Annotated in this window: 7 protein-coding genes and 1 pseudogene; 4 read left to right on the top strand and 4 right to left on the bottom strand. The window is 66.9% G+C overall.

Annotation, left to right across the window (positions count from 1 at the left end):
- Nucleotides 1-325 precede the first annotated feature (325 nt).
- The 4 genes from ACFYPJ_RS15265 (at nucleotide 326) to ACFYPJ_RS15250 (ending at nucleotide 6420) form a co-directional block, all read left to right on the top strand.
- Entirely contained in the window at nucleotides 326-2707 is a 2382-nt protein-coding gene (locus tag ACFYPJ_RS15265; RefSeq protein ID WP_389016055.1) for a collagenase, read from the top strand.
- Nucleotides 2708-3120: 413 nt separating this feature from the next.
- Complete coding sequence (locus tag ACFYPJ_RS15260) at nucleotides 3121-4185, top strand: GNAT family N-acetyltransferase (protein WP_389016052.1); 1065 nt, start codon at nucleotides 3121-3123, stop codon at nucleotides 4183-4185.
- Between the two features lie 352 nt (nucleotides 4186-4537).
- Complete coding sequence (locus ACFYPJ_RS15255) at nucleotides 4538-5953, top strand: DEAD/DEAH box helicase (protein WP_389016050.1); 1416 nt, start codon at nucleotides 4538-4540, stop codon at nucleotides 5951-5953.
- A gap of 224 nt (nucleotides 5954-6177) precedes the next feature.
- Nucleotides 6178-6420 (top strand): DUF5302 domain-containing protein, encoded by a 243-nt coding sequence (locus ACFYPJ_RS15250; RefSeq protein ID WP_389016048.1) that lies wholly within the window; start codon nucleotides 6178-6180, stop codon nucleotides 6418-6420.
- A gap of 434 nt (nucleotides 6421-6854) precedes the next feature.
- Here ACFYPJ_RS15250 and ACFYPJ_RS15245 read toward each other — a convergent pair.
- The 4 genes and pseudogenes from ACFYPJ_RS15245 to ACFYPJ_RS15230 all read right to left on the bottom strand — a co-directional run.
- A pseudogene (locus ACFYPJ_RS15245) lies at nucleotides 6855-7058 on the bottom strand (hypothetical protein); the annotation flags it as partial.
- A gap of 402 nt (nucleotides 7059-7460) precedes the next feature.
- On the bottom strand, nucleotides 7461-7814 hold the full coding sequence (locus ACFYPJ_RS15240; RefSeq protein WP_389016045.1) for a hypothetical protein: 354 nt from the start codon (nucleotides 7812-7814) through the stop codon (nucleotides 7461-7463).
- Nucleotides 7811-14428 carry an RHS repeat-associated core domain-containing protein gene (locus tag ACFYPJ_RS15235; RefSeq protein WP_389016042.1) on the bottom strand — a complete coding sequence of 2206 codons (6618 nt, stop codon included), beginning with the start codon at nucleotides 14426-14428 and terminating at the stop codon, nucleotides 7811-7813. Before ACFYPJ_RS15235 ends, ACFYPJ_RS15240 begins: the two co-directional genes overlap by 4 nt.
- Before the next feature lie 233 nt (nucleotides 14429-14661).
- Complete coding sequence (locus tag ACFYPJ_RS15230) at nucleotides 14662-16119, bottom strand: LamG domain-containing protein (protein ID WP_389016039.1); 1458 nt, start codon at nucleotides 16117-16119, stop codon at nucleotides 14662-14664.
- Nucleotides 16120-16439 lie beyond the last annotated feature (320 nt).

Here is a 16439-nt window from a genome sequence, read left to right as displayed (position 1 = left end):
CCTCCTCGATCCGTCGAGTGCACCTGCGCACCGTCGCGCGACGTGTCACCTTTCAGCGCAGGTACCGCTTTTCCCGCCGGCTGCCTCACCGGCTGCCGACCGCGCACCCGAGCCACTTGGCGCGCGCTTCCGCAATCCGTCACGTCGCAACTCTTGCACGTCAGTGCAATTTCACATAATAACGTTACGCATCACATGGCGTCATGTACTCAACAACACGACCCTCGTCTCCTCACACGCCACCACGCACGGAGCAGTTGAGGCCGCGCGGCCCCACTGCCCCCAGCGCACGCATCGCTTGCCCACTCCCAGACAGGAGCCAACGGTGTTCCAGTCAAGAAACCTGCGCGGGCTTCTGCGCAGAACCACGCGCAGTAGCCTGCTCACCGCCACCGCGACGGTGGCACTCTGCATGACGGCGACCCCGTCCGGTTTCGCGGCCGCCCCCGCAGCCCCGTCGCCTACGGCGATACGCCCGGCCTCGGCGACCAGCCCGACCGCCTCGCCGAACCCCCTCGACACGGTCGACCGCCTGGCCAAGGCCCCCAACCACGCCCGGAAGGTGCCGACCCCCGGCGGCCTCACAGGCGGTCGCATCCCCGGGCCCCGTACACCCTTACCGAAGGGCAAGGACCACGCCGTCACACCGCCTGCCACCCTCGGCGCGGCATCCGTGCCCTGCACGCTCGACGGTGTCACCGGTCTGTCCCCGGAGAGTTTCGCCGACTTCCTGGCCGACCCCGCCGTCACCGCCGACGACTGCCTGCGCTCCATCCTGTGGACCTGGGACCAGCGGCTCGTCCCCGTCATGTCGGACCAACACGTCCAGGCCGTCTCCCGCCGCATCACCCGGCTCGCCTCCGCCCACGACGGCAAGAACGGCAGTCACCTGCTGGAGATGTTCACCTACCTGCACGCCGTGGCCTACCAGGACTTCTCGCACGGCGAGATCGACGTCACCGACGCGCCGACCGTGAACGCCATGCGCGAGGCCGTCGACGCCTTCGGCTCGGCCGCCCGCACCTTCGACGTCACCCGCCCCAACGCCGAGACCCTGCGCGAAGCCCTCGACGCGGCTTCCGCCCCCGGCCTGCGCCAGTACCAACTCCCGCTGATCAAGCGGGTTCTGACCACCATGGACGCCCAGCACCCCGACACCGCCCAGGACACCTCCTGGGCCGGTGCCGCCCTCGCGGCGCTCTCCGTGAACTACCTCGGCGTGTACCCCGGCAACCAGGACGCCGCCTTCCACGCCGCGGTGCTGGCCGACCCCTCATACCGGACCATGTTCAGGTCCTTCGCCGACTACACCCACCTCAAGGACGGGCCCAACGCCTGGGTGGTACGCGACGCGCTCAGTGAATACGGCCGCTTCGGCCAGATCGACGGGCTCCGCGACGAGACCGTCTCCGGCCTCGGCACCCTCCTGGACACCACGGCCCGCAACTTCGGGGACAGCAGCGCGCCGTGGGCGAAGGTCGCCACCTGGCTGGTGTGGTTCGAGGCCTGCGCCCCGTACCACGTGTGCAAGGACGACATCGAGAAACGTCTCTTCCCGTCCACGTACGCATACGGCGCCGACGGCGTCGACGGCATGCAGGTCCGCACCGCCCTCGACCGGGACACCGTCGACCAGCTCTACTACGCGAGCAAGCAGGTCAATGCGCAGTTCCACCGCGTCCTCGGTACGCAGGAGCCCCTGGCGGGCGACACCAATACCACCCTGCACATCGTCCTGTACGCCTCCCGCGCCGACTACGAGAACTTCCACCCACTCCTCACCGGCATGGACACCGACAACGGCGGCATCTACATCGAGCAGGGAGCGACCTTCTACACCTACCAGCGCCGCGTCCCGCAGGACTCCAGCCTGACCCTGGAGGAACTGTTCCGCCACGAGTACACGCATTACCTCAACGGCCGCTGGGCGGTGCCCGGCTCCTTCGGCGAGGGGCCCTGGTACGAGGGCGACCGGACCACCGCGATGGACGAGGGCACCGCCGAGTTCTTCGACGGCGCCACCCGCGACGACGGCATCCGGGTCCGCAAGTCCCTGGTCCAGGGCATCATCCACGACACGGCCGGCGGCGGGCCGCGCATGACCGTCAACCAGCTCCTGCACGCCACCTACGACGGCGACGGCTTCCGCTTCTACGACTACGCGGGCACGTTCTTCGAGTTCCTGTGGACCGAACGCCCCTCCCTGCTCCGGGAGATGTACCGCGACCTGCGCTCCGACGACCCGGCGGCCTTCGACGCCTGGCGCGACCGACTCGGCAGGGACGCGGGGTTGCAGAGCGCGTACGACCGCTTCCTCGACGAACAGATCGCCAACTTGGACGACTTGTACGTGCCCGACACCACCTATACGCCGCTGGACCAGCTCCGCGACACCTCGCCCGACCAGATTCGCTCCTCCTTCACCGCGACGACCGAATCCGTCCCCGACTGCCGTGCCACCGGCTCGACGGATCGCCCCCGGTTCGTCTGCACCGGCCGGATCTCCGCGAACCTGACCAACGCCGACAACGCGGACGCGGTCTTCAAGGACATGTCCGAGACGGTCGACTACTTCCTCCTCGAACGTGCCGCGGGCGGCGACAACAACCTGACGGACATGAACTGCTCGTTCGGCGAGGTGGACATCTGGTCCAACCGGGTCGCGGGGACGTCGGACTACACCTGTGAGGGCCCCATCCGAAGCTGACAGACAGCGCGAGGCCCGCACGCGGCGCGAGGCCCACACACAGCACGACGCCAGCACGCGGCACAAGGCCCGCGGCAACACGAGGCCCGCACGCCACGAGGCCCGCACGCGACACCGCCGACACGGTGACGCGTGCGGGCCTTCAAGGAGAGGGGTGGGACACACATCTCAGGTGATCGGCTGCATCACAGATGACCGATGCGCGGGCCTCGCGATCTCCGTACCGTGCGGTTACCGCCCTGCGGCGGCGCGGAGGAGGTGGAAACACCCGCCAGAACGGATGGAACGGATGGAACGGATGGAACGGATGGAACGGATGGAACGACTCAACCAGCTCCACGACGCCTGGCACATATGCTTCCCTCCCGTTGGCTGAGGGGAGTTGCAGAGTGGCTCGGTTGCATGGACCCGTCTTGCGCACGCAGCGGCTGGTGATGGAGCCGATCCGCCGCGAGGACAGCAACGATCTGTTCGAGGCTGTGGTCAGTCAGGACAGTGTGATGCGGTGGCTGGCGACCGGCCGGGCGGACAGCCGCTCCGCAGCCGAGGCCATGTGTGACGATCACGTCGCCCATTGGTCCAGGCACGGCTACGGCGACTTCGCGGTCAGGGACGCGGCAGACCATGCCTTCCTCGGACGGGTGGGACTGCGCAACCGGGCCGGGTACGGGGTCGACCTCGGCTTCGCCGTCCATCCGCGGGCACAGGGCCGCGGCATCGCGGCGGAGGCGGGCCGTGCCTGCCTGGACCTGGCGTTCCGCCGGCTCAAGCTCCCGGCCGTCCTCGCGTTCGTCCTGCCTGGCAACATGGCCTCGATCGCGGTGCTGCGCCGCTTGGGTGCCGAGGAGTCCGGGACCGTCCAGTCCAGTGGCCTGCACTGTGTGCGGTACCGGTTCGATCCCGCCGTGTACGCGGAGGCGGAAACACCTGCGGTACTGGACGGTGTTTCAGGTGATTCAGACGATTCAGACCTCCGACTGCACTACGCACCCGGTCCCGGTGACCGGGAGGACACCGCCGCACTCTGCGATGGCCGGCCCGACCCCTTCGGGATCAACGGGTTCGGCCTGGCCTGGTCGGACAAGGAACACACACTGACGGCTTTCCGTGACAGCCGGCTGGTGGCTTCCGCGGGGTTGCTGCTGCGGGAGATGGCATTCGACGGGGCACCGCGTCGCGTCGCCGGGCTGGGCGGTGTGCTGGTGCACCCTGCCCATCGGAACCGGGGCATCGCCAGGACCATGATCAGCGTCGCGATCGAACACGCCCGGGACGCCGGGGCCGAAACGGTGATGCTGCTCTGCCGCCCGGAGCTGGTCCCGCTCTGCACACGGCTCGGATGGCGCCGCATGGCTGTGCCGGTCACCTTCCGACAGCCTGCCGGCCCCCGGCCCTGCCCGCTGAGCACCATGACGTACGACCTGGCCGACCTGCCCCGGCCCACCGTCGGCGTGGACCTCCAGGGCCTGCCGTTCTGACGCACCAAAAGGAACGGGTATTCGACGTGAACCAGATTCAACCCCGCGCCTCCCTGCGCGCCTCAGCGTCCGTCCGTTCTGCAAGCCACCGGACCGGGTGCCGACAACTCCGTCGACGGACGACTCCGTTGCCCTCCCGTCAGCAGGACCAAGAATGCCAAGATCGTCACTTGGGCGAGGGCCGGAAGCGCCGGGCCGCGATCTCGGGACGCGGGGCTGTCACTTTGTGTTAACCTTGTGCTTTTGCGTGCTCGTGATGGTGGGGCGATCCTGCCTGTCCGGTTCCTCTTGCTCGTCGACTGCTCATTCCTACCGGGCCTTCCTCGGTACGTTCGCATGCGGAAGGCTCTCCATGAATCTCCCTGACCGCCCTGGCACCTCGCACAGCGATCTCGCCCCGCTCATGGCCACTGCCGCAACGGTGCCCCCGATCGCTTCCTTCGCCAGCCTGGAACTGCCGGCCGAGGTACTGCGAACGCTCAGCGAACTCGGTGTGAGCCAGCCCTTCCCGATCCAAGCGGCCACGCTGCCCAATGCCCTCGCGGGACGCGACGTCCTGGGGCGCGGGCGCACCGGATCGGGCAAGACGCTCGCTTTCGGCCTGCCGCTGCTCGCACGGACGGCCGGGCGGCGCGCGGAACCGAAGCAGCCCCTCGCCCTGATCCTGGTGCCCACCCGAGAGCTGGCCCAACAGGTCACCGAGGCGCTTGCGCCGTACGCAGAGGCACTGCGGCTGCGGATGGCCGCGGTCGTCGGCGGCATGTCGATCGGCCGGCAGGTCGCTGCGCTGCGCGATGGAGCCGAGGTGGTCGTCGCCACCCCCGGCCGTCTGCACGACCTCATCGAGCGCAGGGCCTGCCGCCTGGGACGGGTAGGGATCACCGTCCTCGACGAGGCCGACCAGATGTGCGACATGGGCTTCCTGCCGCACGTGACCGAGGTACTCGACCAGGTGCACCCCGACGGTCAGCGGATGCTGTTCTCGGCCACTCTGGACCGCGACGTCGACCAGCTGGTCCGCCGCTATCTCCACGACCCCGTCGTCCACTCGGTCGACCCGTCCGCGGGCTCAGTCACGACGATGGACCACCATGTTCTGGTCGTCCACGGCCCCGACCGGTACGCCGTCACCACGGAGATCGCCGCCCGCGACGGCCGCGTACTGCTGTTCCTGGACACCAGGCACGCGGTCGACCAGCTCACCCGCCATCTGCGGGCCAGCGGAGTGCACGCTGCGGCCCTGCACAGCGGCAAGTCCCAGCCGCAGCGCACACGGACCCTGGCGCAGTTCAAGAACGGTCAGATCACCGTCCTGGTGGCGACCAATGTCGCGGCCCGTGGACTGCACGTCGACGACCTCGATCTCGTGGTCAACGTCGACCCGCCCACCGACCCCAAGGACTATGTGCACCGCGCGGGCCGTACTGCCCGGGCCGGTGAGTCCGGCAGCGTCGTCACGTTGGTGTTGGCGGGCCAGCGCCGCGAGATGAGCCGGCTGTTGGCCGGGGTCGGCATCGAGCCGACCATCACCAAGGTGCGCTCGGGCGAGGCGGAGCTGAGCCGGATCACCGGGGCCAAGGCACCCTCCGGCACCCCGCTCGACGGCAGGCCCGCCGCGCCCCGGCCCCAAAACGCCAACGCTCCCTTCCGGGGTCTGGGCACCAGCAAGGACACCTCCCGCGGCGCCGGCGGCAAGTCCCGGAAGGCCGCCGAGGCCCGCAAGCTCGCCGAGGCCCGCAAGGCGGCCCTGGTGCGCCGCGGCGGCTGAGAGCCCGCTGCCCTGACAATCGAAGACTTCCGATCCCGGAATGGAGAATCTCCAGCCCGGCCCGAACCCCTCCTGTGCATACACCTACGAGATAGGCCCTCGTGGTGTGCCCGGCCGCGAGGCGATACCCTCCGAAGCCGGAGCCAAGATGATGTTACTTGCGCCCCGTACTGCGCCCGGCACGACAAGCTGTGTTTCCCACAGCCCGAACCCAGGAGGTCGCCATGACCGCAGAGCCTGCATCCGAAGAAGGTTCGGAGCCGACCGGCCCCGAGACGTCCGCTCTGGTGCCCGACAGCGACGGCCAGTACGACCTGAAACGCAAGTTCCGGGAGGCCTTGGCGCGCAAGCGGGGTGTGCAGGCGGACGCCGCTGACCTTGCTGCGAACGTCAATGCGTCGAAGGTCCGTGGGGCGCACGGCCCGGCTGCGAGCCAGCGGTCGTTCCGGCGCAAGAGCGGCGGCTGAGTCAATCAGTTCCGCAATCTCACTGCCCTGCAGCACGCCCTGGGCGGCAGGGAATCTCGCCCTGTATCCGCCCCGGGAGGTGGGCATGCCCGCGTGCCGGTTGCCGGTTGCCGGTTGCCGGTTGCCGGTTGCCGGTGAGGTCGTAGCCGACGGTCTCCGCCTGTGAAAACGGGCCCAGCTACGGTTGGCGCGGGTCGATGGCCTCGCCGCGGTGGACTTGGTCTTGTCCGTGCCACTCAGTTTGCGACCCAGGATCACGACGTCGTGAGCAAGTTCGGTTCCGTCGGCGAGAGTCACCGTGCGCGCGGCCTGGCGCGTCGAGCCGCAGGTCCAGGTCGGGTTGCGGGTCGGCGGGCTGCCGTAGCGTGACGCACTCCACCGACCGGGCACCGGTCCCAGACCACGCACAGGTCGCTTCCAGGACGGCGGGCATCGTAGGCGTACAGATCCATCTCCGGCGCCGCCACGACAGCCTCCGTCACCAGACCGAGCCGCGACGACAGTTTCCCCTCCCCCGCCCGGTCATCGCGCGTGAAGATCACGCCCTGTAGACCCCTTGCCGACCGATTGTGGATTCGCTGTAGAGCAAGTGTCCTTTTGCTTGGGTATCCACCATATGCGGGGACATCCGTCTGCAAGGTGCTGTCGCCGCCGTACGGAAGATCAACGGGCCGCATGCCCCAACAGCATCCTAGAATCTCCTGTCCCGTGGGACCGCGGACCCGGCGACTCCAGTGCAGTCGGGGCCCCGGCGGCCCTGCCTCCCTCATTGCCACCGTCAGCTATATCCACGCATTACAGGGCACAGAACGGTGGAAGCAATCTCGGGCGGCAGGGCATCGGTTTCAGTGTGGAACGGGGGCCACAAAGACCTTCCAACCCTCCGTCTCCCGAGTGAAACCGCCACGAACCTGGACGAGGATTCCGAGGCGGCAGCCATGCTGCTGCTCCGAAGAGCTGTTCGTGGCGTCACTTCGATGACGTCCTGGATCAGCTGAACCCTCCTGAAGAGTCCCAACAACCTGGACGACGCAGAAAATTCAGCGCTCGAAGTAATCTCGCGCCAGCCCCAGAAAACCTGCCTCGTCGTCTACGACGCACGGCCATTTCTGAGCTACTGCAGCAACGACAGCATCTGCGGCTTCCTGCGTTCGATAATCGATAATGAATCCTACCCATACTCCGATGAGCTCCTTTATGAGAGCACGCTCATCAGGCTCATACTCCCTCTCCAGTTCACCATGCGAGTCTACTTCGATCCAAGCATGGGAGCCCCCGTACGAAACGGAAAGACGATTACGCACAAAATCTACATCAATTCCACTTTTCTCCAATTCATCAGAGAACTCTTCGACCGTAACGCCGTAAGGCAAGCAGGCGATCAGTGAATTCATGGCGCGATCACTGACAGTAGATCATCCATTGACGTAACGCCAATCCCTCCTCGACTATTTACCTCTTTTACCACGGCAGGCCGAAGTTTCGGACCGTAAACGATCACCGGCTTGTCGGTTCCTTCCTGCGTCCGAGTCACCTGCGCTCCAGCACCTTTTCCAGGGCCAGCCTTCACCTGGATAACGGCATTCTTGAGCTCAATATCAAAGTCAGTCAGCGTAGAACCATCAGCACGGTTGACTGGAACATTGACATCTTCGACCAACCCAGGGTACTTCGCCTCGATAGAGGTGGCCAGGTCGCCGACGAGCGGGTCGTCCGAAGTGAATGTTCTCGAACCACCGGAAGATTCACTACTGGCCTCCCTTAGAGCCGTTCCGAGCCCCTCGTTGATCCGTCCGATGCCGTCTCCAGCACCGGCGGCTCCGACGCTGGAGATGGTCAGACCGCCTGCGATTGCGGGAGCTCCGGCGAAGCAACCTACTACGGTGGTGCAGAGGGCGGCGCCGCCAAGGACGGTGTCACCACCAAACCCCATCAAGAAAATGCTTCCGACGGTTTCCGTAGCGCCCCACCAGATCTCGGGTTGGGAGAAGAGCACAGAACCGACGTCTGCGATCGTGTCCTTGATGGTCGAAAGCCAGCTCTGCCCGGAGTCACTGCTCTTCTTGCTATCGCTACCGGCGGTGGCCGTGCCGCCGCTGTTGCCCGTGTGGGCCCATCCCTTGAGTACGCCGCCGCCGGTGGGTTTGCCGTTTTTGGACAGGCTGCCGTCGCCGCGGGTGACGACCCCGTCGCCGCAGCCGACATCGAATCCTTGCCCGCAGGCGAGTCCTTCGCCGGTGGGGTCGGAGAAGGTGACCGGATTGTTGGCGCTGTAGGTGTAGCCGTTGAGGGTCTGGGGTTTGTCGGTTTCGAGGAGTGGGTCGACGCTGATGAAGCGGCCGGTCGTGGGGTCGTATTCGCGGGCGCCGATGTGGGTGAGGCCGGTGGTGGTGTCGGCTGGTTTGCCGAGGAATCCCTTGTCGTCGGGCCAGGGACCGTAGAGGGGTGTGCCGCGGTCGGCGCCGAAGGGGGTGGTGTAGCGCTTGGTGATGGCTTGGGTGGTGGACTCGATGGCGAGGCTGGAGGTGCTGTGCTGGTCTGCGGCCAGGAAGGTCAGGGTGGTGGCGGTGCCGCCGTTGCTGGCCTGGTTGCTGCGCAGTGCGATGGTCTGGCTGCCTGCGGTGTAGTAGCGCAGTCCGTAGAGCTTTTTGGTGGTGCCGGTGACGGTGAGGTGGACTTCGGTGGTGCCGAGGTAGAGGACGGTTTCGCCGTTGCCCGTCGCGTTGGTGGGGCGCCGGATCAGGAGGCTGCCGTCGGCGTCGTACAGGTAGCTGGTATCGGCCGTGCCCGGTGCGGCGTCAGTGACCGTGGACAGTTTGCCTTCGGTGTCCCAGTGGAGTGTCTGCGGGTTTTTGGGGCCGGGCCTGGTGGTGGTGTTGCCGCTGTCGTCGTAGACGTAGGTGGGGGTGAGGCCGGTGCAGGGGGCCGTCGCCGTGCTCGTCGTCGTGGTGGTGAGAGCGTGCGGCCGTTTGGTGTCGTAGCAGTAGGTGGTCTTGGTAGTGGCGGCCGGGGTGTGCGTGGTTTCGGTGGTGCGCAGGCCGGAGTCGGTGTAGGTGTTGCTGGTCCAGTAGGGGGCGGGTCCGCCGAGGTTGGCGGTGGTGCGGTTGGTGGTGGAGCAGTCGGGGGTGGTGGGGGTCCAGGCTTCGCTCTGGCGGCGGTAGCCGTCGTAGGTGAAGCACTGGTTGTCGGCCTTTGAGGTGCCGCCGAGGGTGGTGGGGTCGAAGATGTGGGTGACGTTGCCGACGTCGTCGTACCCGTACTGGAGGTTTTGCAGCTGGTAGGGGTGGGTGGTGTCGGTGACGATGGAATCCGTCAGGCGGCGGGTGCCGTCTTCGTAGTGGTTGGTGATGAAGGCTTTGTTGGGGTTGTTGACGGACTGGCCGAGGCTGAGTTGCAGGGGGTCGCCCAGTTCGGAGTAGGAGGTGTCCAGGAGGTAGCCGCTGATGCCCTGGCTGCCCGTGATCTGGCCCAGCGTGTTGTAGTGGTAAGTAACGCCTTCTGAGTCCAGGCCCGCCACGGCGGGATCGAAGGCGGCGTTCACCGATCCGTCGACGTTGTAGTCCGTGTGGAAGGCGAGGGTGGCTGGGACTCCTGCGGTGACCAGTGGATCAGTGCTCGGCAGGGTGAGGGTGGTGTCGGTGGGCCGGTAGACGCTGTCGTAGTGGGTGACGGCTCGGGTGTATGCCTTGCCGGTGCTGTCGGCTCCGCCGACGTAGCGGGTGGACGTGGCGGGCTGGCCCTTCCCGCCGGTGACGGTGTCGTAGGTCCAGTTGGCGAGCTTGTTCGCGTCGGTCTGGGTGGTGGTGTTCCACTCGTTCGTTTTGCGGCCGAGTGCGTCGTAGGCGTACGACAGGACGTTGTGGTTGGCGTCCTGGGTGGAGGCCACCTGGTCCAGCTTGTTGTAGCTGGTGGTCGTTGTGCCCTTGTCCGGGTCGGTGGCCGAGGTCTGGCGTCCGTACAGGTCGTAGCGGTAGGACCACGTCGTGCCGTCAGCTTCGGCGGTGACGGTCTGGGGGGCGCTGCCCGGGGTGTAGGTGAACGTGGTGGAGGTGTAGGAGGTGTTGCTGTCGGGGTTGGTGCCGGCGTACTGGCGGGTTTCGGTGGTGCGGCCGAGGACGTCGGTGAACGTCCGGCTGGCCGACCCGCCGTCCACGGCGGTGGTGGCGGTCGAGTCGCCGGTGTAGCTGGTGGTCGTCGACCAGCGCTTGACCCCGCGCACCAGGAAGGTGCTGGTCGTGGGGCGGCCTGCACCGTCGAAGACGGTCTCGGTCTGCGACGGGGCCCCGGCGTATTGCACGCCCATGCGTTCGCCGGTCGGGCCGGAGGTGTTGTCGTAGACGTCCGCGTAGGACTCTGTCACCAGCCCACGGTCGTCGTAGCGGGTGTCGGTGATGATCCGGCCACCGAGCGGTGAAGGTGTCTGTGTCTGCAGCGGGCGGAGTTTCGCGTCGTAGATCTGGTAGCTGGTGGTGTAGGTCCTGCCGTCCGCGTTCAGCGTTTTGGTCGACACCCAGGACGGCTTGTCCGCGGTGACGCTGTAGGCGTAGCTGGTGTTGGGAGTGTCACTTCCCGAGCGGTCGGGCCGCCATACGTCGGTCAGGCGGCCCAGCGCGTCATAGCCCTGCTTGCTGATCTTCCCGTTCATGTCCTGCGATTTGAAAGGCAGGCTCCAGAAGGGGTCGATGAGGGTGATGGTCGTCTGTGCCTTGGTGGCGTTGGTGACGTCCGTCCGCGTCAACGGGCCCACCGCAGCCACTAGGGAACCGGTTGCGGGCGGGGTGTACTTCGTGACCGTCGTGTTGCCGTTTGCGTCGGCCACGGTGCTGGGCCGGCCCAGACCGTCGTAGCCCGTGATGGTTGTCACCGTCTGCCAGGACGGGGGCCGCTCCCCGCCGGTCGCGGCCGCCGGATAACCCGTCGCGCGCCCGGTCCAGGTGGTCTCGCCCTTGGTGGGAACCTGGTTCTGCGACCAGGCGGTGGCCCCGGCGGTGTCGTAGACCGTCGCGGTGTCGGAGACGACATCGCCTTGGCTCTTGTCGTCCGCCGGCAGGTTCAGGTCGGTCTCCGCCGTCGCGCAGGGCCGGGCGACGGCGCGGACCCGTGAGGTCAGCGTGGTGATGCCCGCGCTGGGGTTGCGGGCGTACCAGGTGCGGGTGCAGGTGGTCGGGATGCCGTCACCGCTGGTCTGTGCGGTGGCAGGCATGCCGTAGTCGTCGAAGGTGGTGGTGGTTGTGGTGGAGCGGTCCACTGGTGTTCCGGTGCTGGTGGCCCTGGTCCAGTTCTTGGCTGTCCCGGTGCGCACCATGTACGCCTCGATGTCGGCGTAGGACTTGTGCTGGGTGGCTGTTTTCGTGGACCAGGGGGCGTTGATGGTGCCGGAGACTTCGGCGGCGCCGTTGTAGACGACCTGTTCGCGCAGGAAGCCGGCGTATTCGTCCTTGTCGGTGAGGGCGCCGGATTTGATGCCGGTGACGCTGACCTTCCGTGGCGTGTCTGCGGTGCCGTCGGCGTTGACCTGCCGGTCGCCGTCCATGCCGCGCAGGAAGACCGAGACAGTCTTGGAGACCGTGGATCCGGTGCCGGTGGTGGCGGTCACCTTGCCGTAGCCGCGCCAGACGGACCAGGTGCGGTACGTGTTCTCGGTGAACGGATCGTCGTTGTAGTGCCAGGCGCCACCGTCGTCGTAGGTGTAGGCGGTCTGCACCGCGTCCGAGTGGCCCGTGGGATCCGCGTCCTCTACGGTGATGACCCGGTATTTCTGGAACCAGTCCAGCTTCTGTTCGGCGGAGCCGTTGATGTGCCAGTACACCGGGTAGCAGGCGCTGGTGTTCGCATCCGGGGCCGGCAGGCCGGCCGCATAGCTGCACTCGGGGCCGGAGAAGCTGACGGTGGTGACCTGCCCGGTTTCCGAGGTGATGGTTTTGATCCTCGGTTTGGTCATCGGCAGGATGTCGTCGTTGTTCGTGTCGACGCGGTTGGCGCGGTCCTGGTAGGTGAAGGTCACCGGTTCCAGGGACAATGTGGCGCCCGAGCCGTAGCCGGTGTGCTGGATCTGGTCCGGGACCAGGGTCTGGTCACTGGAGTCGCCGGTGTCACCGTAATCGAGGTACTTGTGCTTCAGAGTCCAGGAATCGACCTGCTGGAGCGAGGCGGGGCTCTTGCGGGTGTCCCAGGTGTAGGTGTGAATTCCGGTCAGACGCTTGCGGGTGAAGAAGGACGGGCCGGTGTTGGCGGCGCAGTCCTTGCCCTGATCGCAGATCGCGTCGAACGGCACGTCCGGCCAGTTCTTCGCCGTGTCCTTGGTCAGCGAGGAGCAGTCGGCCGCCAGGCAGCGCTCGGCGTAGTCGAAGGTGACCTTCTCCGGACTGTCCGCATCAGTCCCGGTGGCGAACAGCAGCCCCGCGCGCTGCCCGTAGCGGATCTCCTTCAGATACCCGCCACGCACATACTCGGTCGTCGGAGAGTCATCGCCGTTCTTGGCGTAGTAGTTGGTCTCCTTCGCGTACCAGTACGACATGGCGTTGTCGTGGGTGTCCACGACATAGTCCAGGTTCCACCGCCACGCCTGGTTCACGGATCGGTCGGCGAAGGCGGAACCCTTGCTGTAGCCAGGCTCGCCGGAATCGTCACCGAACACCGGAACGGTCCATACGGAGTTGGTGCGCTCCGTGTTCGCGCCGGGCAGTTTGTCCTTGCCGAAGACGTATTTGGTGCCGTCGCCGGTGGTGACGGTCCAGTACTCACCGGCGCCGTCAATGTCGGCGTCCCCCTCGTCACCGTTGTCGGCGCCGGTGGAGTGGGTAACCGTGGAGGCGTCGTCGTCCTTCAGCCGCCAGGTACCCGTGGTGTCGTCCTTGACCAGCTCACTGGCCTTGCCGTTCAAGACCAGGGACGCGTTGTCGTACTTCCAGCACTGGTCCTGCTTGTCGTCCTGACCGTCGTCGTCGCAGGAGGAGTAGCGGCGCTCGACGTAGGAGGAGGGGAGATCGAAGCCTTCGCCGATCTGTGTGCCCTGGTTGTTGGTGTTGGCGGTCTGGCCGTCGATGCTGCCCGAATCGTAGGAGATCGACAGGTCCGGTGCAGGGCCGGCCGCCGCAGCCGGGGTGCGCAGCGGATAGTTCCAGGTGAACGAGCCCGAGGACCCGCCCGCCTCCCAGGTGGACGAGGCACCGAGCGGGGTAGCGGAAGGGTTGCCGCTGCCGGTCGCCGACGCACCCGTTGCGCTGGCAGCCAGTGCCAGCACCACCGGGCCCGATGACGACGACACCGCCGCACCAGGCTCGGGTGTCGCAGGCAGGTCGACTTCAGCGCGTACCTGCTGGGAGCCCACGTCGTTGCGGGAGTTCAGCGGCGTCTGGTGACGGCACCGAGCCTGCTGCGGCGTGGTCAGGGCACACGCGGGCAGCTCCACCAGACGCAGACGGCCCGCCCAGTCGCCACCGAAGGCACCGGCGAACGCGGAGTAGCTAACGGAGAGTTGAGCGGTGCCGGCGTGCTCGGCCTGCGCGCTCAGCACCACACCGGTGACCCCGGCACGCTCGGCCGCCTTCTGGTCCAGGACCGAGACCTTCACCGCGCCGGAAGCAGTAGCCACCCCGGACTTCGAACCCGTCCCCGACTTCGCCTTCGCCCTCGCGCCTGCCTTCGCCTTGGCTGCGGAGGGCTTGGCCAGGGAGGTCACGGTGACCGGCAGCGAGCCGGGCTTCACCCGGGCATGGCCACCGGCCGCAAGAGTGAGGGTGGCGGTGGCGGCCTTCGGCCAGGCCACGGGCGCCGTCTGCTCCTTCAGCGCCCGCGCCGCCAGGACGCCGTCAGCGGCGCGCCCTTTGGCCGCCGCAGCCGCAGCGCCTTCGCCCTTCGTACTGTCGAAGGGAAAGACCTTGCTGACGTGCGGCTTGGGCACATCCGGCCGGCCCAGCGGCGCGGCAACAGCAGCCGTCGCCATCGACACGGACAGCAACGGCGGTATCAGTCCCAGCGCTACGCCGACGGCGCCCAGGCGCTGCATCCGCCTGGAGCGTCTTCGGGCAGGCGGTGGAGGCGGTAGGGGCGGGGAGGAGTGGTTGGCGGTGCGACGCAGCGTGGCAAACCTGAAACCAGTGCCCACGAGTCTCAGTCCTTCGGTAGATGCTCAGCCCTGCCCCATCGTGCTCGGCTGATTTCTTGGAGCCTGGGGGAGAGAAAGTTTCCAGTGGGTGGTGTGGGTCGCCAGTGCGCGGCCCACACACCGGTCGTCGGAGGTTAATTAAGGATCACGTCGGCGATCTGATTTCCGTCGGCCATGGCACCCGCCCAGATCCTCACGTCATCGATCTGGCCAGGGAAATAGTTTCCGCGAGTAGCGTTCAGCAATGCCGAGCCGACGGCGAGATCAGTAAGCGTCTGTGCCGGTGTATAGCTCACGCCCTTGGTCTGCTCATCCATGTTCAGGTAGAGGTGCGCGACGTGCGCGGAGGCGTCGTAGACACCGACCAGGCGCACAGGACTGCCCGTTTCGGCATTGTCCTCGGAGGAGACTGCCGAGGTGCTGACGCTGCCGTCGGCGTCCCGGCGTCCGAAATACCACTTCGCCGTGACCGTGCCGAGGTCGGGATCGATGCCCGTGATCTGGTACCAGAAACCCCACACGGATCCGTCCGCGGCCTGCTGGCTGAGGACCTGCGCGGTATATCCGACAGGCTTGCCCTCCACCGCTTCCGAATCCAGCATCGCCTCGGTCGAGACCGTGAACGATCCGGAGGGATCCACCAACGGGCTGCCGGTCGTGGCTGTGCCCGAGGCACCGTCGAGACTGATCGCCCCGCTCTCCGCGTCAAGCAACGCCCCGGTCGCAGAAAGCTGCAAAGGCAGACGCTGATAGGGGGTGATGTCCTTGACCGTGGTGCCAGTAGCAACCGACGGGTCATAGTGTGCGACCAGCTCGGTCGACGGCCACTTGGTGTCCGGATCGATCAACTGGGCGTCCAGGCTGATCTCATCAGCCGTCAGCGCCCGCTGCCACACCTCGAACTCATCCAGCCGGCCGGTGAAATAGTCGATGTACGCCGACCCGGCGTAGTTGCTGGAGCGGCCGAACTGCAACGGCAGCGTCGTGGCCCTCGGGGTGTCAGCTGCCGGGATCGTGACCGGGTCGCCCTGGGCCTCGCCGTTGACGAACAGCTGAATCGTCTGGGCGTCCGCGTCATACACACCGGCCAGGTGCGTCCAAACCTGCAGCGGCGGTTTCCCCGTGTCGCCGGCGGACGCGTAGACCACGTTGTCGGAGGTGTGCCACTTGAACATCCACCGGTTGACACCCTTCGAGTAGTACAGCTCGAACAACCCCGCGCCAGGCCCGCCCTGCGCCATCACCGAGCCGAACGTCGTGTCGCTCTCCAGGTACGCCCAGGCGGAGACCGTGAAGGAATCGGCCGTGTTCACGGCCGGCTCACTGGTCTGGGCATAGGAGGTGTCACCGTGGAGGTACAAGGAGTGGTCGCCGGTGGTGAGGTAGCCCCGTCGGGCGTCGTTGGACCAGCCGGCCGAGCCGTTCAGGGTGGCCGGATGACGTGTGCCGACGGTCGCGGAATCCGCGCTGGTGGTCGAGGGCGGACCCTCCGCGAAATGCCACTGCCCCGTCGGCCCCTGCGCCGCAGCGACCTTGAAGTCGAAATAGCTGTTCCCACTCCACCGGTTGAGGCTGTCCTTGGCCCTGACCACGAGCGTCTGCGTACCGGCGAGGGAAGGCTTGACCGCCCGCGTCACCGTCGAGCCGGAGACCGTCGCAGACCAGGCACTCTGCGTGGAGAGCCGGTACTGGAATCCGATGACGCTCTTGTCCCCCGTGAATGTGAACGTTCCCGCGGTACCCGGGCCGCCCGCATCAGTGCAGTCATTCGGCTGACACGACGTGTACGGTGCGCCTCCCGAGATCACCGGAGCCTTAGAGGATGTCTCATGTGGTGAGTTTCGCGAGCTTCTTGTAGCAGGTGAGGGCGGCTGCGAGGCCGAGGAAGGCGAGGAAGTGGGAGCCTTTTCGC

This window comes from Streptomyces sp. NPDC006012, assembly GCF_042871185.1.
GTDB lineage: Bacteria > Actinomycetota > Actinomycetes > Streptomycetales > Streptomycetaceae > Streptomyces.
Note: the sequence above shows the minus strand (reverse complement) of the source record. Positions and strands in the feature narration are given on the sequence as shown.